This window comes from Streptococcus mitis (genome assembly GCF_003942865.1).
GTDB lineage: Bacteria > Bacillota > Bacilli > Lactobacillales > Streptococcaceae > Streptococcus > Streptococcus mitis_BI.
Map to the genome: position 1 here is coordinate 187,554 of NZ_RJNZ01000001.1, position 21,622 is coordinate 209,175.

A 21,622-nucleotide genomic window follows, 5' to 3' on the forward strand; every position below is an offset into this window, starting at 1 on the left:
GTTTATTCTTCAACTAATGAAATATCTGCCCCTAGATTACGTAGTTTTTCAATAATATCCGAATAACCACGTAAGATGAACTCAATATTTGTTATTTCAGTTTTACCTTCAGCCATCAGTCCAGCAATGACAAGTGCGGCCCCAGCTCTAAGATCAGTAGCTTTAACACTTGCCCCACGCAAACCACGTCCACCAGTATATAAAATATGGTCGTTTGTAGTCGTAATATCTGCGTTCATCTTTGCTAGTTCAAAAACATGGTTTACACGTTTCTCATAAATTGTATCAATAATGGTTCCACGCCCCTCTGCTGTTAACAAGAGAGGAGTAATTGGTTGTTGTAAGTCAGTAGCAAAACCAGGATAAGGTGCTGTCTTAATATTGATTGCTTTCAAATTAGACTGTTCTTCGACAAAAATACTGTCCTCCGATACAGTCATTCGAACTCCCATTTCTTCCAACTTAGCGATGAATCCTTCTAAGTGTTCGTATAATACATTGTTGATACGAATTCCCTTACCGACTGCAGCAGCTAAGGAAATATATGTTCCTGCTTCAATACGGTCTGGAATCACCTGATGACGCGTTCCATGTAATCTGTCAACACCATCAATAATGATAATATTGGTTCCAGCACCACGGATATGAGCACCCATATTATTTAAGAGAGTTGCAACATCAATAATCTCAGGTTCTCGGGCTGCATTTTCAATAATAGTACGGCCATTTGCTTTAACCGCAGCAATCATTGTATTAATCGTCGCACCGACACTAACCGTATCCATGTAAATACTTGCGCCGTGAAGTCCTGTTTCTTTAGCAGATAACTTCATGTTATCTCCCTCGTAGCTAACAGTTGCTCCCATAGCTTCAAAAGCCTTAAGGTGTAAGTCAATAGGGCGAGGTCCCAAATCACATCCACCAGGTAAACCAACAGTAGCTTCCCCAAAGCGACCTAAAAGACTTCCATAAAAATAATAAGATGCACGAAGACTATTGATTTTCCCATAAGGCATTGGAATATTCTGAACACCTCTTGGATCAATCTCTAACACATCATCATATCTCTTAACAGTAGCACCCATTAATTCCATAATTTCGACAAGACTAGCAACATCGGAAATATCTGGAACACAATCCAAAGTCACAACATCATCTGCCAAGATAATAGCTGGAATCAAAGCTACAACACTATTTTTTGCACCACTAATGGTAATCTCACCTTGCAAGGGCAATCCACCATTGATAACAATTTTTCTCATTTTAAATTTTTAATACTCTTTCAAAATTTCTAAAAAGGTCCTACATTAAAGTATATCATAAATTCACCCTTTTTTCCATCATTTTCAATTATATTAGCTGAATCGGATTTATTAGCAAATGAGCTGTCTTGAAATGTTTTGCCCCTTTTTTGCCCCTAATACAAAAAAAGACCTATCATATCAAGCTTTATAGCTTGATATGATAGGCTTTTTAATGTTAGATTAACGTACTGTACGGATACGCATTGTGTTTGTACGAACAGCTTCTCCAACTGGTACACCAGCTACGATAACGATATCGTCACCTGATTGTACAAGACCTGCTTCAACTGCTTTACGTTCAGCGATTTCGAACATATCATCAGTTGAAGATGGAGCATCTGTCAACATTGGGATAACACCCCAGTTCAACATCAATCCACGTTCTGTCAATTCGTCGAATGTCAATGCCAAGATATCAGCATTTGGACGGTATTTAGAGATCAAACGTGCAGTGTGTCCAGTCTTAGTAAGTGTTACAACCAATTTAATGTCCATTGAGTTAGTAGCATCTTTAACAGCTGAAGCCATTACTTCTGTCTTAGAGTTACGTTCGAATGAATCTGAGTTCAAACGACCGTATTCGTTAAGAAGAGTTTGAGCGTTCTTGTCAATTGTAGCCATTGTAGTTACTGACTCAAGTGGATATTTACCATTTGCAGACTCACCTGAAAGCATTGTAGCGTCAGTTCCATCGATAACAGCGTTGAAAACGTCTGATACTTCTGAACGAGTTGCACGTGGTTTTTCAGTCATTGTTTCAAGCATGTTTGTTGCAGTGATAACAACTTTACCTGCAGCATTGACTTTCTTGATGATCATTTTTTGGTAAACTGGAACCATTTCGAATGGTACTTCGATACCCATGTCACCACGAGCGATCATGATACCGTCAGCAACTTCAATGATTTCATCCAAGTTGTCGATACCTTGTTGGTTTTCGATTTTAGCGAACAATTGAACGTGTCCGTTTCCAGTTTCTTTACAGATTGCACGAACTTCTTCAACGTCTTTTGCAGTACGTACAAATGAAATCGCAATAAAGTTGATACCTTGTTCAAGACCAAAGCGGATGTCATCATTATCACGTTCAGCAAGAGCTGGGAAAGGAATTTTAGTGTTAGGGATATTAACACCTTTTTGTTTAGCGATTACACCGTCATTTTCAACTTCAACTTCAAATTCACGACTCGCATCATCTTTAGCCACTACACGAAGACCAAGTTTACCATCGTCAATTAATACTTGACGTCCAACTTCAACATCATCATAGATATCAAGAGCACCAGCAACGTTCAATGCGATTACATCACGAGTTGATTTGATTCCTTGCTTAGTAGCAACACGAATTTTTTCACCAGTTGTGTAAGAGTACTCTTTTGCATCTCCTTCAAACAATTCAGTACGGATTTCTGGTCCTTTTGTATCAAGAAGGAAACCAACTTTTTTACCTGCAAGTTTTTCAGCAAGTTTAACAGTTGCCATACGGTCACCTTGTTCTTGGTGGTCACCGTGTGAGAAGTTGAAACGGAATGTGTTAGCACCAGCTTCAATCAATTTAGCAATGTTTTTAGCTGAAGCTTCAACATCAAGTTTTTCGCCCCAGTATCCGTCATCACCGAATTTTTTACCACCACGGATTTCTACCGCAGGTCCCAAAGTTGCAACGATTTTTACACGTTTGTTCATGATTTTTGTGACTCCTTTATATATATGACCTTTTTGGTCTTATTAACTAAATTATAAATTATGACAAGCTCTTATTCAAGCTAGATAGCTCAAGGTCAGCCTTGTGTGGGTTATTAACCACAATCTTACCATCTGCAGTAAGGCTAAACAATGCTCCTTCTTCTGCAGTTCCAAGAATTGGGTTTTCAACCATTTTCTCGTTACGGATACCAACCGCAACACCACCGATACCTTCTTTAAGAAGTTTAACAGCATGTGCACCCATACGTGATGCCAAAACACGGTCACGCGCAGTTGGAGAACCACCACGTTGAATATGTCCAAGTTCTGTCACACGAAGGTCACTTGTGTCTCCAGCTTCTTTTAGTTTTTGACCAAATTCAGCTGCTGACATAACACCTTCAGCCAAGACAATAATGTTGTGTTTTTTACCACACTCATAACCACATTTAATGCTTTCTACGATATCTTCAATCTTGAAGTCTTCTTCAGGAATGATGATTTCATCAGCACCAGTTGCGATACCTGCCCAAAGAGCGATATCACCAGCGTTACGTCCCATAACTTCGATAACAAAAGTACGACGGTGACTTGATGATGTATCACGAATCTTATCGATAGCATCCATAGCAGTTGTAACCGCTGTGTCAAAACCGATTGTGAAGTCAGTACCAACGATATCGTTATCGATTGTACCTGGAAGACCGATTGCTGGGAAGCCATGTTCAGTCAAACGCATAGCACCGTGGTAAGATCCGTCACCACCGATAACAACTACACCTTCAATCCCGTGTTTTTTCAATTGCTCAATTCCTTTAAGTTGCCCTTCAAGTTGAGCGAACTCTGGGTAACGAGCAGAGTGAAGGAATGTACCACCACGAGAAATGATGTCTCCTACTGAAGCAGCATCTAGGGGATGAATTTCACCAGCAACCATTCCAGCATATCCATCATAGATACCAAAAACTTCCATTCCTTCTGAAATTGCTTGACGAACAACTGCGCGGATGGCAGCGTTCATACCAGGGGCGTCTCCACCACTAGTCAAAACAGCAATACGTTTCATTTAGTTTATGCTCCTTTTTCTTTTAACATTCCTACTGATTATATCACATTTAAATGGAAAATTCTTCTATTTTCCGTAATTTTAGTGATAAATCGTTTTCATAGCAATTTTATCCAATTTCGCTTCTAATTCATTGGATTTAGTCACAAAATATTGGGAAGAAACAATTGTTTTCTGTTCCTCTTCATACCTGATGATGACTGGGATTGAGCCTTTATACTGGTCTAAGATATTTGAAATTTCTTTATCATATTCATGATTTTTAACCTGAATCCAGAATCGTTCAGCCACTGCTTCTTTCAAATCTTGTGCAATCATTTGCAGACGGTCATCTCTTGATTGAATCTTACCGTTGATGTAGTAGAACTTTCCTTCAGATAGGATAGAGGAAAATTTTCGATACTGATCTGAAAATACTGTAACATCCATCCGAGACTTACTGTCGTGAACCTGTAGAAAGGCCATATTCTCGCCTTTTTTAGTTCGAATTACTTTTATTTTTTGCACTTCAACTAGAAGAGTTGCATTTGCTCCCTCAATAAGATTAGCAATTGGGGTTGTCGGATATAGGGATTGTTTAGCGAGAGTTTGTAGAGGATGGGCACTGATACCTACCCCAATCAGTTCTTGTTCCTTGTAAAACTTCTCTGCCTCTGTTAAATCATCAGCCTCAGTCCAACTATAATTTGTATCTGCAAAGAGCCCACCCAACTCCTCAACGAAAACAAATAAGTTAGGTAGGTTCACTAAAATCTTCTGGCGATTTTTGTCAAATTCATCAAAGAGCCCCAGTTCAACTAAAGGCGTCAAAAGTGAGAGTTTCTTGTAATTCTTAGGCAGACGCGTGACGAAATCTTCAATACTTGAGAAAGGACGATTTTCAATAATCCAATAAGAAAAATCTCTTGATACCCCCTTAATCGCTTTCAAACCTAGGTAAATTTTTTTTTGAACAATCTTATCGTGATAGGGAATACTATTGATAGCTAAAGTTGCCACTTCAAATCCCATCTGCAATGCATCTACAATATAATCACTGTTTGAATAATTCAACATGACTTGAAAGAAAATAGCAGGATAGTGCGTCTTGAAATAAGCAAGTTGGAATGCCAGTGCTGAGTAAGCATAGGCATGGGATCTATTAAATCCATAACCCGCAAACTTTTCCATCACTGCAAAAACTTGGTTGGCTTTCTCTTTTGAATGACCGAGTTTAACTGCACCAGTGATAAAATCTTCCTTCATCAAATGCATCTCTTTAGCATTTTTCTTACCCATGGCACGTCTGAGAATGTCGGCTTTACCAAGACTGAATCTTCCAAAGCGCTGAGCTACCTGCATAACTTGCTCTTGATAGAGCATGATACCGTAAGTTGATGACAGGATGTCCTCCAAGGAAGGATCTAGCACCGTCACTTTTTCTTTGCCATGCTTGCGAGCCACAAAATTATCAATATAATCACTAGCACCTGGTCTGTTAAGGGATGTTGTTGCCACCACTTCTTCGAAGACTTGTGGTTTGACCCGTTTCAAGAGTCGAATGGCTCCAGATTGTTCAAATTGGAAAATCCCTTTCGTATTTCCAGCTGCAAAGAGAGCCAAGGTTTCTTTATCTTCCAGATCAATCTCTTCGATTTTGAGATGAACACCCTCTGACTCCGCAAGTAATTCTTGCATTTTTTGTACGAAAGTCAGGTTACGTAAACCAAGAAAATCCATTTTTAGAAGTCCATTAGCTTCAACACCATGAGCATCATACTGGGTGATGAGCATATCCTCACCATATTTTAGAGGAATATAGTCTGTCAAGTCTTGGTCACTCATAACGACTCCTGCCGCATGGATAGAGGTCTGACGAGGATAACCTTCAATCTTTCGAGCAATATCAAAAGCTTTTTGGTACTCAATCTTACTATTTATGACCTGTCTAAATTGCAAATTCTTTTCATAGGCCATCGTTAGCGTATCTCGAAAACTGATTTTTTTCGTAATATTTGTTAATTCGTACTCTGGAACACCATAGCGTTTGAAAACATCACGAATTGCCTGTTTTGCTCCAAAGGTCGAATAAGTGACAATCTGCGCCACGTGTTGACTGCCATACCGATCACGAACATAACGAATGAACTCTGGTCTATAAAGGTCTGGAATGTCAATATCAATATCAGGCATGGTATATCGTTCACGATTAAGGAAACGTTCAAAAATCAGATTTTTCTCTACTGGGTCAATCCCTGTGATATCAAGTGAGTAGGCGACCAAACTACCCACAGCAGAACCACGCCCCATTCCCATATAGTAGCCTTGGGAACGTCCAAAACGTAGCAAATCCCAAACTACAAGAAAATAGTCGTCAAATCCCATATCATGAATCACAGCTAATTCCTCATTCAGTCGCTCATGATAGATAGCTGAGGTTAGTCCCTTGGCTATCAGTCCCTGCTCAGCCCTCTCTCTAAGTTCTTCTACTGCAGGTCTTTCAGGGTTAAAGCGAGGGAGTTTTAAACTTGGATCAAGTTGGTAGCTAACACTCCCTATCAAACCTTGGAGATTGGCAAGCGCCTGAGGAAAGCGATTTTTAAATATTCCTTCTAATTCTGAGGCTGGTAGAAAGAACCCTGGTTGTGAATGCACATCCACTTCTCTCAGACTGATATTATCTTTGACTGCCGACAAGATTTGCAAAACCTGTATGTCTTCTTTCTCAAAAGAGTTGACCTGATACAGTGGAAGAATAGGTTTGGTAAAGACTTCTTGGTGAGTATCGGGACTAACCCCAATAAAATAATCATGACCTAAATCCAGCTGATCGATTCCATCAAAATAAGAAACAATAACAGCAACATCCTCAAGGTGACTGGTAAAGTCAGACCAATTTTTTCGTCCCGTCATTTTTAAAGTGGATAACTTCATCAACTCTTGGTAACCCTTAGTAGATAGAGCTAGAAAACGAAAAGAGATCTCCTTCTCGTCTATAATCAAGGTCATTTCAAGACCAATTAGAGGTTGGATTCCATATTTTCGAGTCACTTCTAAAAAATGATAGGCTCCATAGAGATTATCCACATCCATAATAGCAAGGTGAGAATAACCATAGTTTTTAGCTATTTGTACATATTTTTCAATCGAAACTACACTTTCCATAAAACTATAAACTGTTTTGGTGTCAAGTTGTGCAATCATGAACTCACCTCTCCTATTTTGATATACTTCTATTATACCATTTTACACCCCATATTTCTTAATCAGTCCATTAAGTACAAACTGATTATCCTTATCCAATTCTAAACAGTAGTATAAAACAGATTCTGCAAAAATTAACCTATTTTTATATTATTATGTTTTAAATAAAAATTCAAAACATTTTTATACCATATAAAGAATAATAAGGCAAACATATATATGCTTTTTTGCTTTGGAAATCTTTAAACATGACTATCTTTTGTATTTTATTTACTGTAGATTATAATAAGTAACAGCAAATCTATACTCTATTTTGAAATTTATTTCATTAGGGTTTATTTATTCCATTTTTCCCATTTTTTTGATATAATAAATTTAGTGTTTTTTCAAAGGAGAATACTATGCATTTTAATCAATTCAGCTATCTAGCATTTTCTAGTTCGCAATTGTTAAATGAATTGGAAAAGCTAGGGCTAAATCTAACACCACATCTGCCTGTAAAAAAGCAGTTTGAACACTTCATTCGTTGGAGTTTTTTTACTTACTCCAATACTGACTATGCTCTATCTACAATCTCGATAGATAAGGACACTGACTTTCTGACTTTTTGTCAGTCAGACAGAGAGTTGACTGCAGATATTTTTTATACTGTTGCTTTTCAACTTTTAGGCTTTTCTTACTTGGTTGACTTTGAAGACAGTGATGTTTTTCGTAAAGAGACTGATTTTCCCATTGTATATGGTGACTTGATTGAAAATCTCTATCACTTACTCAATACTCGCACCAAAAAGGGGAACACTCTTATCGACCAACTTGTCAGTGACGGCCTGATTCCTGAGGATAATGACTATCACTACTTTAACGGCAAGAGTTTGGCTACTTTTTCTAGCCATGATGTCATTCGTGAAGTCGTTTACGTTGAGACTCGTGTCGATACTGACCAAAAAGGACTACCAGACTTAGTCAAGGTCAGCATTATTCGTCCTCGTTATGACGGACAAATCCCTGCTATCATGACAGCCAGCCCCTACCATCAGGGAACCAATGACAAGGCCAGCGATAAAGCTCTTTACAAGATGGAGGGCTATCTTGAGGTTAAGTCTGCTCACAAGATTGAGCTAGAGGAACCCCAACTAAATCTCGTCCAACTCCAAGGTCAAGCTGAGCTTGTGTCAGAAGCTGAGGAAAAGCTAACACACATCAACTCTAGCTATACACTCAACGACTACTTCCTTCCACGAGGTTTTGCTAATCTCTATGTCTCAGGTGTTGGTACCAAAGACTCTACTGGTTTCATGACTAACGGGGACTACCAGCAAATAGAGGCTTATAAAAATGTTATCGATTGGCTTAATGGTCGTTGCCGTGCCTTTACTGACCATACGCACCAGCGTCAAGTCAAGGCTGACTGGTCAAACGGAAAAGTTGCCACAGCTGGACTTTCCTATCTAGGTACCATGTCCAATGGTCTTGCGACTACAGGTGTAGATGGTTTAGAGGTTATCATTGCCGAGGCTGGTATTTCTTCGTGGTACAACTACTACCGTGAAAACGGTCTAGTAACTAGCCCAGGTGGTTATCCAGGTGAGGACTTTGACTCCCTTGCTGAACTAACCTACTCTCGTAATCTCTTGGCTGGTGACTATATCCGTGGCAATGAGTCTCACCAAGCTGACTTAGAAAAAGTAAAAGTGCAACTGGATCGCAAGTCTGGCGACTACAATCAGTTTTGGCATGACCGCAATTATCTGCTTAATGCCCATAAGGTAAAGGCAGAGGTTGTCTTTACTCATGGTTCACAGGATTGGAATGTCAAACCACTTCATGTTTATCAGATGTTTCACGCCCTTCCTGATAATATAAATAAGCACCTCTTTTTCCATAATGGTGCCCATGTTTATATGAATAACTGGCAGTCCATTGATTTCCGTGAGTCCATGAATGCTTTGTTGACAAAGAAATTACTGGAACAGGAAACGGATTACCAACTTCCTACTGTTATCTGGCAGGATAATACAACTCCTCAGACTTGGTTATCACTTGATACCTTCGGAGAGAAAGAAAACTTTGAAACCTTCGCACTTGGTCAAGAAGAGCAAGTCATTCAAAACCAGTACTCAGATAAGGATTTTGAGCGTTATGGTAAGACTTACCAGTCCTTCAATACAGAACTCTATCAAGGGAAAGTCAATCAGATTACTATTGACCTTCCTGTGACCAAGGATCTCCACCTGAACGGTCGTGCCCAACTCAATCTTCGTATCAAATCCAGTACAAATAAGGGGCTCTTATCTGCCCAACTAATGGAACATGGACAAAAAAAATACCTACAACCTTATCCAGCTGTTTTAAGTGCTAGAACCATTGACAACGGTCGCTACTACATGTTGGAAAATCTTAACGAATTGCCTTTTCGTGAAAATGCACAACGCGTCGTGACAAAAGGCTACCTCAATTTACAAAATAGAAATGATTTACTGTTAGTAGAGGATATTACTGCAGATGAATGGATGGATATCCAGTTTGAACTGCAACCAACTATTTACAAGTTAAAAGAAGGAGATACTCTTCGTTTAGTCCTCTATACTACTGACTTTGAAATCACAATCCGTGACAATACCGCTTACCACCTGACTGTCGATCTAGAACAGTCTAGTCTTATCCTACCTTGTCAAAAGGTATGATATCAGACTTTCAATATGGAAGATTTCCACTTAAACAGTTGAAACAAACATAAACTTGGTATCAAATGCAATCCCGAAATAGGCTTATGATAGGTCTACACGGGAGCTTGGACAAAAGATACTAAGACCCTAACCAACATGTGTACTCATTAATAATACTCGCTACCACACCACATGTTGAAAAATCTTTGTGAATTGACATTAATCGTAAATTCACAACAAGTCGTGACAAAAGGCTACCCTAATGGAATGATTTACTGTTAGTAGAGGACACCAATGTAGATAAACGGATAAGATAGCCTATTCATCTACACCCAACTAGTGACAAGTTAAAATAGTGGGATTTTCTCCATTTAGTCCTATACTACTGACTTTGAAATCATCATACGTGACAATACCGCTTACCACCCGACTGACGATTTCGTTCAGTCCACGCTTTCTGTACCTAGTACAAGGAGTAACATTTTATGAATAAATCTGAACACCGACACCAACTCATACGAGCTCTTGTAACGAAAAACAAGATTCATACTCAAGCTGAGCTACAAGCTCTTCTTGCCGATAATGATATTCAAGTTACACAAGCTACACTTTCGAGAGATATTAAAAGTATGAACCTTTCAAAAGTACGAGAAGAAGACAACTCTTACTACGTGCTCAATACAGGTTCTATCTCAAAATGGGAAAAACGTCTCGAAATTTACATGGAAGATGCTCTTGTCTTGATGCGCCCAGTTCAACATCAAGTCCTGCTAAAAACCCTTCCTGGACTTGCTCAATCCTTTGGTTCTATCATTGATGCTTTGAGCTTCCCCGACGCTATTGCTAGCCTCTGTGGCGATGATGTCTGTCTTGTCATCTGTGAAGATGCAGAAGCTGCTCAAAAATGCTTTGAAGAACTGAAAAAATTCGCTCCACCATTTTTCTTTGAAGAATAAGAAGATTCCGTGTCTCATTTGACACGGAATCTTTTTATCTATTTTACTGAGGTGGATTGTCTTTTTTGGTTCGTGCCAATCTCAGAGCACGATTTGGATTGAGACGATTAAATAGTTCTTCCAATTTCTTTTCATTCCAAACGTCTGCAGCGGAAACAAAGTTGCCATCCGCATCTCGGAAAGATATCGGTTTATCTCCCATATCAGTCTCCTAGTCTACAAATTCAAACTCAAATTTACCAATGCGGACCAAATCCCCATCTTTAGCTCCACGCGCACGAAGGGCTTCATCAACCCCCATACCACGTAATTGACGAGCAAATTTCATAACTGATTCGTCACGATCAAAGTTGGTCATATTGAAGAGTTTCATGAGTTTTTCACCAGAAAGTACCCACGTTGCATCGTCATCACGACTAATTTCAAAGGCTTTTTCTTCATCGTCAAAGCCATAGTAAGCTTCTTCTTCCATATCTGACTCGTCGTAGAGCAAGAATTCTGGTGTCTTGTCTAACAATTCAGCTGTAGCATCCAAGAGCGTTGCCAGACCTTGCTTGGTCAAACCGGAAATTGGGAAGATAGCTGGTAGCTCTTCAAATTCATCGTAGTTTTCAGCCAATTTCTTCTTGAATTCTTCAAGATTTTCCTGACTTTCAAGCATATCCATCTTATTGGCTACGATAATCTGTGGACGCTCCATGAGACGAAGATTGTATGACTCCAGCTCTTTATTGATTGCTAGATAGTCCTCATATGGATCACGGCCTTCGCTAGCTGACATATCAATGATGTGAAGGATGACACGTGTACGCTCGATATGGCGGAGGAACTGGGTTCCCAAACCGACTCCCTGACTAGCCCCTTCAATCAAACCTGGTAAGTCAGCTACTGCAAATGATTCTCCTGATTGAGTACGAACCATTCCTAGATTTGGCACAATAGTCGTAAAATGGTAGGCACCGATTTTTGGTTTAGCAGATGTGATAACACTTAAAAGTGTTGATTTCCCTACAGATGGGAAACCTACTAAACCGACATCCGCAAGGATTTTAAGTTCTAACTGTAATTCACGTTCCTGACCTGGTTCTCCATTTTCAGAGATTTCAGGTGCAGGATTTTTTGGTGTCGCAAAGCGAATATTTCCACGTCCACCGCGACCTCCGTGGGCAACGATAAATTCTTGACCATGTTCAATCAAATCTGTCAAGACCTTGCCAGTCTCCGCATCACGAACTGTCGTACCTTGTGGCACTCGAACTCTGAGATCCTCAGCACCACGTCCATGCATCCCTTTGGTCATTCCTTTTTCACCAGAATCAGCCTTAAAATGGCGATTGTAGCGGAAATCCATCAAAGTACGTAACCCTTCATCTACAACAAAGACTACATTACCTCCACGACCACCATCACCACCCCAAGGACCACCATTAGGGACATATTTTTCACGGCGAAAGGCAACCATACCATCGCCGCCATTACCAGCCTTGACCTTAATCTTGGCTGTATCTAAAAACATACTCATTTTCTCTTCTCACTTTAAAAAAGGGCTGGGAAATACCCCAGTCAATAAATGTGCTCTAGTAGAAATTAGATTAAAACTTAAAACCTACTAAAAGCACCAAGCGCTGTGGCAAAAATCCCTGCCAAAGTTACAAACAACATTATTAGCACAACAATCAGTGTTAATTTTTCAAACATTGTTTTTTTACGTTTTCCATTATCTCCAAATGCCATTATTTTCTCCTTTTACTTTAATTTTTCTAATATTCTGTTGAAACTGGTGCAATTATCCATAAAATAATATAAGCTACAATTCCTGCCCCATAACAAAATGCAAGAACACCCCATATTACACGAACAATAGTCGGATCAATATCAAAATAATTTGCGACCCCAGCACATACTCCAGCAATTTTTTGATCACTACCACTTCTCATCAATTGTTTTTTCATTTTTTCTTCCTCTTTATCTATTATTTTACTTCATCTTTCCAATAATTTCTTATACTAGACAATTGTTTTTTAGAAGCCTTTAAGATACGTTTAGATTCTTTAACCGGAGTCATAACTACCTGTTGAGGCAAGTAGAGAACCGTTTTTAAAAAACGCTGACCAATTGGCTCGTCGTCAAGTAATTCTTGTTCGAAATTATTTGAAATAATAGCATCCAGATAGAATTCATGCACCCGTTTTCCAAAATTCTCAGCTGAAATCTCATATAATTTCTCTGATAAGGTATGCTCATCCATATCTGGCGTTGCAATCAGAGCTTCTAAAATAGCTCCAGCCAAATCATGTTCACCGTAATACAAGGTTCCAAACATTTTATCACTGATAAGATTGTCCAGATAAGGATTTCCATGTGCAATGACAGGCGTCCCACTAGCCAAACTTTCCAAGTATGTCAAACCTTGCGTTTCACTTGTAGATGCTGAAATAAAGAAATCTGCTGCCTTATAGTAAAGAGCTGTCTCACTAGGAGCAATCATCCCTGTAAAGACAACGGAGTCTTGAATCTCTAGTTTCTGGGCTTGCTCTTTGAGGTTATCCAGATAAGGGCCATCCCCAGCAACTACCAGTTTAACCTTGTCTTCTTCTTTCAGAACATCTGCAAAAGCTACTAATACTGCTTGAATATTTTTTTCATAGGAAATTCTCGAAAGACTAAGTAACATCTGTTCATCAGCTTGAATCCCTAGTTTACTACGTAGTTCTTTCAGATTTTCTTGCTTGATTTCTGGACGTTCAAACTTGGCTAATTCAATCCCAGTAGGAATGACACGTTTTTCGACCTTGACCTTATAGTCAGATAGCAAGTCACGGACAATCTCACTAGGACAAATGACTCCATCTACATCATGTAAAAAACCTCTAACCAAATACTTGACCATACTAGGACGAATCAACATCCCCTTGGCAATATAATGCACATAGTCTTCGTATTGGGTGTGATAGGTATGGATGACTGGAATCTTCAATTCACGCGCAATCCAAATCCCCAACAGGCCAAGAGAAAATTCTGTCTGAGTGTGGATAATATCCAGTTGATATTGTTTAGCAATTTCAAGCGCCTTGCTGAAACCTCGATAGGCAAAGCGGCGATCCTTAAAAGCAAAGAAAGGAACACTTGGAATACGGATGATTTGCCAATCTTCGTAGCGATTGACATCCTTATCTGTCGTCGTAAAGATAAAAACAGCATGCCCTTGCTTTTCAAGTTCTGTTTTCAAGGTTCGAATACTGGTCGCAACACCTGAAACCTGAGGAAAATAGGTATCTGTAAATAAACCAATTCGCATAGATTACCTCACTTTTTACTTTCTCCCTAAAGCGGCTTGTTTCTCATAAAAGTCCAACCAAATTTGTAACAGATGCTCTTCTGAATACTCTCTAGAAATATTCTTAGCTTTTTCTTTCAAATCTTTTAAAGCAGCAAGATTTGCTTGATATTCCAAAATAGCTTCTTTCATCTCTTCTCTATCTGCTGTCGCGCGATAATTTCCCTCCAAAATCACCTTATAAAGATCCAAATCACGCAACATAATAGGAGCTTCACAACTAGCAGCCTCTAAAATAGTCATAGGAAAAAGCTCATTGTAACTAGGCAACAAGAAAAGGTCCGCTAGGGCATACAATTCGCGCATCCGCTCTGGCGACACGATACCTGGAAAAATCAAGTTTTTAGGGGGATTTTCCATTATTTTCTTATAGCGTTCATAGCCATCTGTCATGCCACCAAAAGAGAAACCACCTGCCCAGATAAAGGTAATTTGCGGCAATTCCTCAGCCAGACGGATAAAATCGTCAATCCCTTTGCGCTTCTGAACTTGCCCAGCACCTACTACGATAAACTGATTGTCACTAAGACCTAGCTCTGTACGCAGTTTCGCTACCTCTTCCTGTGGAAGAGGATGCCATTTTTCCTTATTGACAAAGTTAGGAATATAGGTCACTTTTTCACGTGGAATACCAGCTGCCACCAAATCCTCAATAAACATAGGATTGACCACCACCAAGTGCTCCATCCGGTTGTAAAAAGAAAATACATAGCGTTTCACAATTCCCTTTAATAAAAATGGAATTTTCAAACTCCCCTCAAGTGTATCAGGTAAGAAATGCACATAGCCAATTTTCCTTCCTGAGCGTTTCTTCTGGAATGTTGATAAATAATAGGGGAAATCAATTGTATGAAAGTGAGTCACATCTGCCTCTATTGGAAGATTTTCTGTAACAATCAATTGTTCCTTGGCATCACGGTGAAGAAGACGAACTAATTCACGGTAGGCACCTGAAACTCCTTGTCCTGCTACTTTCTCACTTGAACTCAACATATTGATGCGTAATTTCTTTTTTTCCATAACTACTATTATATCATTTTCTTTGAATAAAATCAGCTAAAGAAAGGAGAGACTAGAGGAAAAGAAGAGGAAATTTCCTCGCTTTTCCAATAATCTCTCACATGCTTTTATATGTTTACTTAATGCCTAGGGCAATGCGTGCATAGCGACTCATTTTTTCAACTGTCCAGGCTGGATACCAGACTAATTTAACCTCAGTATCCGTTACTTCTGGGACCTCTGTCATGGCATCATAAATCTGGTCTGTCAAAAGGTCTGCTAGGGGACAACCCATAGTTGTCAACGTCATATCAATCTCTGTTTGACCTGTATCTCCATCAAAACGAATTTCATAGATCAAGCCAAGATTGACAATATCGATTCCCAACTCAGGGTCGATGACTTCTTCCAAGGCTGTTAAAATTCGTGTTTTGATGTTTTCAATTTGCTCTTCTGTATAAGCCATATTCATCCTCACTCTTAGTCTTCAATAAAATCACGAAGCGGTTTGCTGCGACTTGGTTGGCGTAGTTTTCTCAAAGCTTTAGCTTCAATCTGACGGATACGCTCGCGAGTCACGTTAAAGACTTTACCCACATCTTCAAGGGTGCGCATTTTTCCATCATCTAGCCCAAAACGAAGACGTAAAACATTTTCTTCACGGTCTGTAAGAGTATCCAAGACCTCATCCAACTGCTCACGCAAGACGATACGAGTTGTATAGTCCACTGGATTTTCAATCACTTCATCTTCAATAAAGTCCCCAAGATGGCTATCATCCTCTTCACCAATAGGAGTTTCAAGAGATACTGGTTCTTGGGCAATCTTCAAGATTTCACGAACCTTGTCAGGGGTCATATCCATACGTTCAGCGATTTGTTCTGGTGTTGGATCTTGTCCCAATTCTTGAAGGAGATTACGCTGTTCACGAACCAATTTATTAATGGTTTCAACCATGTGAACAGGGATACGGATAGTACGAGCTTGATCAGCAATAGCACGAGTGATAGCCTGACGAATCCACCAAGTTGCGTAAGTTGAAAACTTAAACCCTTTAGAATAGTCAAACTTGTCAACCGCCTTCATCAAGCCCATGTTCCCTTCTTGAATCAAGTCAAGGAACTGCATACCACGGCCGACATAACGTTTGGCAATAGAAACAACCAAACGAAGGTTGGCTTCCGCAAGACGTTGTTTGGCTTCGATATCACCAGCTTCAACTGCAAGTGCCAACTCTTTTTCCTCTTCATTAGTCAAGAGAGGAACGACCCCGATTTCTTTCAAGTACATACGGACAGGGTCATTAACCTTAGCCGAAGTTGAACCAATCAAGTCCTCATCACTGAGTTCTGGCTCTTCTTCAGTACTAAGAACACGTGCACTTGGATTTCCTTCGTTATCTGTAATAGAAATCCCCGCATCCTGAATCCGTTGCAAGAGATTTTCAATCCCATCAGCATCTAAGGTAAAAGGAATAACCAGACTAGAATTAATATCATCATCCGTTGCAGTTCCTGTTTTCTTGTGATTACGTATAAAGTCCGCTACTTGTACGTCAAATGTTGTTACTTCTTTTTGTTTTGTTGCCATTATTACTCCATTCTTCTTTTTTGGGATATCAATCGTTGCAATTCTTCTAAGGCTGTATCTGTATCTCCTACATGACTAGCTTCCTGCACTTTCTTTTTAATCCTTAAATTGTCCTTAGTGAGGAGGGCACGGTTTCGAGATTCTTCCACTTCCACTAGTTCCTGAGGTAAGATTTCAGATGGTAAATCAAGAGCAAGCACTTGATACCAGGCAGTTTCAACTTCAGGTGACTGATGGGAGAGGTCCTCTGATCCGATTTTTCCCTGCTCACTTAATAATTCGTAAAGAATCTGAAATTCTGGGGTATCAAAGAAAAAATCATCTCGCAAACGATAATCATTCAAAATAACTGGATTCTCAGCTATCCTATAAAGGAGATGAGCTTCTGCTCTCATAACTGCTGTCAGTTGCCGAGTCACAGGTAAACTGATTGCTACTGGTGCAGGACGCTCCTTGACCCTCTCCTGCCTTTGGACAATCCGACTTTCATTTACAATCTGTTCCACCTGCTGATAATCAAAGGAAGGCAGGTTGTCCGCCAGAATGTGGATGTAAGAATTTTGGGCAGTGATAGACTTTTCTTTGGCGATTAAGGGTGCAATCTTTTCAATGAACTCAATTTGCGCCTGCAAGTTACCGCTATTTTCCGGCTTAAGTTGGTGAATATAAAATTCTATGGGACTAATCCGAGTCTTGGTTAAGAGATAAGCCAGGTCTTCAGCAGAATTCTTTTGTAGATACTCATCAGGGTCCATGGAATCAGGTACTCGGACAACTTCCACTGAAAAATCTTTTAATTCCTCCAACGCTTTTGCTGTTGCTGCCTGCCCTGCCTTATCACCATCGTAGCTGAGGACAATCTTTTTAGTAAAGTGTTTGAGATGGTCAATATGTTCCTTACTCAGAGCCGTTCCCATGGAAGCTACAGCATTCTCTATACCAGCACGGTAGGCGGCGATAACATCCATAAAACCTTCCATCAAGTAGAGTTCTGGGATTTTCCCGGTTCCTTTTTTAGCCTTGTCCAAATGATACAATTCATAACTCTTGTTAAAAATTGCAGTTGAACGACTATTTTTATACTTGGCAGTCTGATTATCTATTTCTTGCCAGATACGACCTGAGAAGGCAATGACCTGCCCCTTATCATTGGTCAAAGGAAAGATGATACGTCCGAAAAAAGTATCATGAAACTGATTACCGTCCGATAAGTAAAACAAGCCCGAATCCAGTAAATCCTTTTCCTCAAACTTATCAGCCAAACGTTGATAGAGATAGGTTCTCTCTGCTGGAGCCAACCCAATCTGGAAGTGCTTCAGAACTTCGTCTGTCAACCCTCGCTTATATAGATAAGCCCTTGCTTCTTCTCCCATCTTGGTCGTCATGAGAATAGCGTGGTAAAATCGTGCAGCTTCTTCATGCATATCATATAGAGCCTGATGAGGGGAAACCTGTTGAGGACGAGACGGAACAGGCATCGTTAATTGAATACCGACACGCTCTCCTAAGAGCTGAACGGCTTCCATGAAGGACACATCTTGGTATTCTTCGATGAACTTAAAAACATCTCCTGAGCGCCCACAACCAAAACAGTGATAAAACTGCTTATCTTCCACAACGTTGAAAGAAGGAGTCTTTTCACCATGAAAAGGACAGAGCCCTAAATAGTTCCGTCCAGCCTTCTGCAAAGAAATCACATCACCTATGACTTCCACAATGTTGGCATTGTTTTTGATTTCTTCAATGACTTGTTTGTCAACCATACACAATACCTCCATCTTATCATAGTTTCACGTAAACTAGTATAGCTTATTTCTGAAAAAAAGTAAACCATTTCATACGCTTTCCGTAATTCTCTTTTCCTTATTTTTTAGATTTCAAGAGAATATAAAAAACTCAGAAACACTTTAATGCTTCTAAGTTTTTCTTCTTTATTTTTTAATGAAAATAAAGTTCATCTATTCAAATAATTGATAGTAGTCTGAGATTTTCATCTTAGCTTTTTCTTCATTATTGAGGTCTTGAATTATACGACCTTCCTTCATGACAATCAGACGATTACCATATTTGAGAGCATCTTCCATATGATGAGTAATCATAAGGGCTGTCAGCTGATCTTTCTTGACAAATTCATCTGTCAATTCCATGAGTGAGACACTTGTCTTTGGATCAAGGGCTGCAGTATGCTCATCTAACAAGAGCAACTCAGGTCGCTTCAAGGTTGCCATCAAGAGACTCAAGGCTTGTCTTTGTCCACCTGATAAGAACTCAATCGGTGTATTCAAGTGTTTCTCAAGACCATTTCCTACTTTTTCAATGGTAGCCTGAAATTCATCCTTGTAGCTAGCCAGTCGTCTCGGAAACAGTCCACGTTTTTCACCACGAAACTTGGCAATCAAAAGATTTTCAGCCACCGTCATACGAGGAGCTGTCCCCATCTTGGGATCTTGAAAAACACGTGACAAATACTTAGCTCGCTTCTCTGGTGAAAATTTGGTAACATCTTCACCTAAAATACGGATGGTTCCACTGGTTAAGGATAAGGTTCCTGCAATGGTGTTAAAGAGGGTCGATTTACCAGCACCATTACCACCTAAAATCGTGATAAAGTCCTGTTCAAAAATTTCTAAGGAAACATCATTTAAAATAATCTTTTCTTCATCAAAGCCATTTTTAACGACTTTGGTTGCATTTTTTAATTCTACAATTGCTGTCATTTGCTTAATTTGGCTCCTTTCAAGATTGTTTGCTTAAATGTTGGAATCATGAGGCAGACTGCTAAAATCACGGCGCTGTACAAACGAAGGTAACTTGTATTAAAGCCAAGCGCAATAACTGCCCACACTAAGAATTGATAAGCGATAGAACCTACAACAATGGTAACCAGACGTTCTGCCAAACTCAAACTCTTGAAAATAACTTCTCCAATAATCAAACTTGCAAGCCCCACAACGATAACCCCGATTCCTCGAGATACATCAGCATACCCTTCTTGCTGGGCAATGAGAGCTCCTGCAAGGGCAATCACACCATTTGATAAGACCAATCCCATGAGCTCCATACGTCCAGTATGAATCCCGAAACTTCTAGACATATCAGGATTGTCACCTGTAGCAATATAGGCTTGTCCGAGTTTGGTATCCAAGAAAAAGAGCATGAGAGCAATAACAATACTCACAAAGATGAGGCCTGTCAAGAGTTGATTCAAATCCGAATCAAAAGGCAAAACATCCTGAATTTGCTTGGTTCCAAGAAGGCCTAAATTGGCACGTCCCATAATCAAGAGCATGATAGAGTGACAGGAAGTCATAACCAAAATCCCTGAGAGCAAGGTTGGGATCTTCCCTTTTGTATAAAGAAGTCCTGCTGCCATACCAGCCAAACAACCTGCTCCTACAGCAACAAGTGTCGCTAGAAATGGGTTCACGCCTTTGGTTATCAGAGTGACAGCAACAGCTCCCCCAAGAGGGAAGGAACCTTCTGTCGTCATATCTGGAAAGTTTAAAATCCTAAATGTCATAAAGATTCCCAGACCTAAAATAGCCCAGACAAATCCTTGAGAAATAATAGATAATATCATCTGTTTCTTAACCTTTTCTATATGATTTCTATTGTAAAAAATTGGAGGAGATGTCCCCAACTCCTCCATTACAGATTATTCAATTACTTGTCCTGCTTCTTTTAAAACAGATTCAGGAATCGTAATACCTAGCTCTTGTGCCAATTTTTTGTTGATTACTGACTTACCAGTTGAAAAGACATTGACTGGTGTATCAGCTGGTTTTGCACCTTTCAAGACTTCCGCAATCATTTTACCAGTTGCCACACCAAGGTCGTGTTGGTCAACTACAACTGATGCCAAACCACCAGCTTCTACCATGGCAGTTGCACTTGGGTAGATTGGTTTTTTAGCTGATTGGTTGCTTGATACAACTGTTGAAAAGGCTGATGCAATTGTGTTATCAATTGGAACCCAGATAGCATCAACCTTGCTAGTCATAACGTTAACTGTTGAAGCAATTTCATTTGTTGAAGGAACTGCAAATGTTTCGACTGTCAAACCTGCTTTTTCAGCATAAGCCTTAAATTCTTCTACCTGTGTTTTTGAATTGTCTTCGCTGCTTGAATAAAGGGCTCCGATTGTTTTTACATTTGGTGTAAGAGCCTTAATGAGTTCAACTTGTTGTTGAGCTGGATTGTGGTCAGATACCCCTGTAATGTTGCCACCTGGTTTTTTCAAATCTTTAACCAAGTTAGCTCCGATTGGGTCTGTAATAGCGGCCATGATAACCGGTAGGTCCTTTGTGGCACTAGCCAAACCTTGCGCAGCTGGTGTTGCAATACCAACTACAAGGTCATTGTTATTTGCAACCAATTGTTTACTCATTGTCGCAACCTTACTTTGGTCGCCTTCTGAGTTCATAAAATCGATTTTAACTTGATCATCTTTATATCCTTCTTCTGCAAGTCCATCTTGAATCCCTTTATAAATCAAGTCAAGAGATGGATGGCTCACAAACTGAAGAACACCAACTTTGGCAACTTTCTTCTCATTCTTAGCTTCTGGTTTATTCATTGAAGAGTAAATCAAGCTTCCTGCTACTAAGACTGCTAAGGCAGCGATAATTCCAATTAAACGTTTATTTTTCATGCTATTTCTCCTTTTTATTCCTTTAAAATACTTCACTTATCTAATACTCTTCGAAAATCTCTTCAAACCACGTCAGCGTCGCCTTACCGTACTCAAGTACAGCTTGCGGCTAGCTTCCTAGTTTGCTTTTTGATTTTCATTGAGTATAAACAAGTGACGCCATCGTTTTCTTTCCATACTAACC

At 39.6% G+C, this 21,622-nt stretch carries 18 protein-coding genes; 2 read left to right on the forward strand and 16 right to left on the reverse strand.

What is annotated here, in order from left to right:
- Nucleotides 1-2: 2 nt before the first annotated feature.
- The 4 genes from D8845_RS00930 to D8845_RS00945 form a co-directional block, all read right to left on the reverse strand.
- Nucleotides 3-1,262: a UDP-N-acetylglucosamine 1-carboxyvinyltransferase gene (locus tag D8845_RS00930; RefSeq protein WP_125452151.1), complete on the reverse strand. Its 1,260-nt coding sequence runs from the start codon at nucleotides 1,260-1,262 to the stop codon at nucleotides 3-5.
- Nucleotides 1,263-1,484: 222 nt separating this feature from the next.
- Complete coding sequence (pyk, locus tag D8845_RS00935) at nucleotides 1,485-2,990, reverse strand: pyruvate kinase (protein WP_125452153.1); 1,506 nt, start codon at nucleotides 2,988-2,990, stop codon at nucleotides 1,485-1,487.
- 58 nt (nucleotides 2,991-3,048) lie between these two features.
- Nucleotides 3,049-4,056 (reverse strand): 6-phosphofructokinase, encoded by a 1,008-nt coding sequence (gene pfkA, locus D8845_RS00940; protein WP_000820860.1) that lies wholly within the window; start codon nucleotides 4,054-4,056, stop codon nucleotides 3,049-3,051.
- Nucleotides 4,057-4,137: 81 nt separating this feature from the next.
- Nucleotides 4,138-7,239 carry a DNA polymerase III subunit alpha gene (locus D8845_RS00945; RefSeq protein ID WP_125452154.1) on the reverse strand — a complete coding sequence of 1,034 codons (3,102 nt, stop codon included), beginning with the start codon at nucleotides 7,237-7,239 and terminating at the stop codon, nucleotides 4,138-4,140.
- A gap of 401 nt (nucleotides 7,240-7,640) precedes the next feature.
- Between D8845_RS00945 and D8845_RS00950 the strand changes: the two genes are divergently transcribed.
- Together D8845_RS00950 and D8845_RS00955 are read left to right on the forward strand one after the other, a co-directional pair.
- Nucleotides 7,641-9,923: a Xaa-Pro dipeptidyl-peptidase gene (locus D8845_RS00950; RefSeq protein ID WP_125452156.1), complete on the forward strand. Its 2,283-nt coding sequence runs from the start codon at nucleotides 7,641-7,643 to the stop codon at nucleotides 9,921-9,923.
- Between the two features lie 467 nt (nucleotides 9,924-10,390).
- Nucleotides 10,391-10,861: an arginine repressor gene (locus D8845_RS00955; protein WP_001043024.1), complete on the forward strand. Its 471-nt coding sequence runs from the start codon at nucleotides 10,391-10,393 to the stop codon at nucleotides 10,859-10,861.
- Nucleotides 10,862-10,904: 43 nt separating this feature from the next.
- Here D8845_RS00955 and D8845_RS00960 read toward each other — a convergent pair whose 3' ends face one another.
- The 12 genes from D8845_RS00960 to trpX form a co-directional block, all read right to left on the reverse strand.
- Nucleotides 10,905-11,063 (reverse strand): hypothetical protein, encoded by a 159-nt coding sequence (locus tag D8845_RS00960; RefSeq protein ID WP_125452158.1) that lies wholly within the window; start codon nucleotides 11,061-11,063, stop codon nucleotides 10,905-10,907.
- Nucleotides 11,064-11,072: 9 nt separating this feature from the next.
- Nucleotides 11,073-12,383: a GTPase ObgE gene (gene obgE / locus D8845_RS00965; RefSeq protein WP_125452159.1), complete on the reverse strand. Its 1,311-nt coding sequence runs from the start codon at nucleotides 12,381-12,383 to the stop codon at nucleotides 11,073-11,075.
- A 77-nt stretch (nucleotides 12,384-12,460) separates the two neighbouring features.
- Nucleotides 12,461-12,595, reverse strand: coding sequence for a DUF4044 domain-containing protein (locus D8845_RS00970; protein WP_084865070.1), 135 nt, complete (start codon nucleotides 12,593-12,595; stop codon nucleotides 12,461-12,463).
- 26 nt (nucleotides 12,596-12,621) lie between these two features.
- Nucleotides 12,622-12,813 carry a PspC domain-containing protein gene (locus tag D8845_RS00975; protein ID WP_185757320.1) on the reverse strand — a complete coding sequence of 64 codons (192 nt, stop codon included), beginning with the start codon at nucleotides 12,811-12,813 and terminating at the stop codon, nucleotides 12,622-12,624.
- A 20-nt stretch (nucleotides 12,814-12,833) separates the two neighbouring features.
- Nucleotides 12,834-14,159: a glycosyltransferase family 4 protein gene (locus D8845_RS00980; RefSeq protein WP_125452160.1), complete on the reverse strand. Its 1,326-nt coding sequence runs from the start codon at nucleotides 14,157-14,159 to the stop codon at nucleotides 12,834-12,836.
- A gap of 15 nt (nucleotides 14,160-14,174) precedes the next feature.
- Nucleotides 14,175-15,218: an alpha-galactosylglucosyldiacylglycerol synthase gene (gene cpoA / locus D8845_RS00985; RefSeq protein WP_185757321.1), complete on the reverse strand. Its 1,044-nt coding sequence runs from the start codon at nucleotides 15,216-15,218 to the stop codon at nucleotides 14,175-14,177.
- A gap of 115 nt (nucleotides 15,219-15,333) precedes the next feature.
- Nucleotides 15,334-15,663: a metal-sulfur cluster assembly factor gene (locus D8845_RS00990; RefSeq protein ID WP_000331929.1), complete on the reverse strand. Its 330-nt coding sequence runs from the start codon at nucleotides 15,661-15,663 to the stop codon at nucleotides 15,334-15,336.
- 14 nt (nucleotides 15,664-15,677) lie between these two features.
- The gene (gene rpoD / locus D8845_RS00995; RefSeq protein WP_125452161.1) at nucleotides 15,678-16,787 is read right to left on the reverse strand and encodes an RNA polymerase sigma factor RpoD; all 1,110 of its coding nucleotides are present in this window, start codon (nucleotides 16,785-16,787) and stop codon (nucleotides 15,678-15,680) included.
- 2 nt (nucleotides 16,788-16,789) lie between these two features.
- A complete protein-coding gene (dnaG, locus tag D8845_RS01000; RefSeq protein WP_125452162.1) occupies nucleotides 16,790-18,550 on the reverse strand; it encodes a DNA primase in 1,761 nt (586 codons plus the stop codon).
- Nucleotides 18,551-18,745: 195 nt separating this feature from the next.
- On the reverse strand, nucleotides 18,746-19,504 hold the full coding sequence (locus tag D8845_RS01005; protein ID WP_125452163.1) for an ABC transporter ATP-binding protein: 759 nt from the start codon (nucleotides 19,502-19,504) through the stop codon (nucleotides 18,746-18,748).
- Nucleotides 19,501-20,367, reverse strand: coding sequence for an ABC transporter permease (locus D8845_RS01010; protein ID WP_125452164.1), 867 nt, complete (start codon nucleotides 20,365-20,367; stop codon nucleotides 19,501-19,503). The genes D8845_RS01005 and D8845_RS01010 overlap by 4 nt, the downstream gene beginning before the upstream one ends.
- 75 nt (nucleotides 20,368-20,442) lie before the next feature.
- Nucleotides 20,443-21,438 (reverse strand): tryptophan ABC transporter substrate-binding protein, encoded by a 996-nt coding sequence (gene trpX / locus D8845_RS01015; protein ID WP_125452165.1) that lies wholly within the window; start codon nucleotides 21,436-21,438, stop codon nucleotides 20,443-20,445.
- Nucleotides 21,439-21,622 lie beyond the last annotated feature (184 nt).

Coding starts and splice junctions, on each gene's coding strand:
- D8845_RS00930 (WP_125452151.1), bottom strand. CDS start 1,262: ATGAGAAAAATTGTTATCAATGGTGGATTGCCCTTGCAAGGTGAGATT.
- pyk (WP_125452153.1), bottom strand. CDS start 2,990: ATGAACAAACGTGTAAAAATCGTTGCAACTTTGGGACCTGCGGTAGAA.
- pfkA (WP_000820860.1), bottom strand. CDS start 4,056: ATGAAACGTATTGCTGTTTTGACTAGTGGTGGAGACGCCCCTGGTATG.
- D8845_RS00945 (WP_125452154.1), bottom strand. CDS start 7,239: ATGATTGCACAACTTGACACCAAAACAGTTTATAGTTTTATGGAAAGT.
- D8845_RS00950 (WP_125452156.1), top strand. CDS start 7,641: ATGCATTTTAATCAATTCAGCTATCTAGCATTTTCTAGTTCGCAATTG.
- D8845_RS00955 (WP_001043024.1), top strand. CDS start 10,391: ATGAATAAATCTGAACACCGACACCAACTCATACGAGCTCTTGTAACG.
- D8845_RS00960 (WP_125452158.1), bottom strand. CDS start 11,063: ATGGGAGATAAACCGATATCTTTCCGAGATGCGGATGGCAACTTTGTT.
- obgE (WP_125452159.1), bottom strand. CDS start 12,383: ATGAGTATGTTTTTAGATACAGCCAAGATTAAGGTCAAGGCTGGTAAT.
- D8845_RS00970 (WP_084865070.1), bottom strand. CDS start 12,595: ATGGCATTTGGAGATAATGGAAAACGTAAAAAAACAATGTTTGAAAAA.
- D8845_RS00975 (WP_185757320.1), bottom strand. CDS start 12,813: ATGAAAAAACAATTGATGAGAAGTGGTAGTGATCAAAAAATTGCTGGA.
- D8845_RS00980 (WP_125452160.1), bottom strand. CDS start 14,159: ATGCGAATTGGTTTATTTACAGATACCTATTTTCCTCAGGTTTCAGGT.
- cpoA (WP_185757321.1), bottom strand. CDS start 15,218: ATGGAAAAAAAGAAATTACGCATCAATATGTTGAGTTCAAGTGAGAAA.
- D8845_RS00990 (WP_000331929.1), bottom strand. CDS start 15,663: ATGGCTTATACAGAAGAGCAAATTGAAAACATCAAAACACGAATTTTA.
- rpoD (WP_125452161.1), bottom strand. CDS start 16,787: ATGGCAACAAAACAAAAAGAAGTAACAACATTTGACGTACAAGTAGCG.
- dnaG (WP_125452162.1), bottom strand. CDS start 18,550: ATGGTTGACAAACAAGTCATTGAAGAAATCAAAAACAATGCCAACATT.
- D8845_RS01005 (WP_125452163.1), bottom strand. CDS start 19,504: ATGACAGCAATTGTAGAATTAAAAAATGCAACCAAAGTCGTTAAAAAT.
- D8845_RS01010 (WP_125452164.1), bottom strand. CDS start 20,367: ATGATATTATCTATTATTTCTCAAGGATTTGTCTGGGCTATTTTAGGT.
- trpX (WP_125452165.1), bottom strand. CDS start 21,438: ATGAAAAATAAACGTTTAATTGGAATTATCGCTGCCTTAGCAGTCTTA.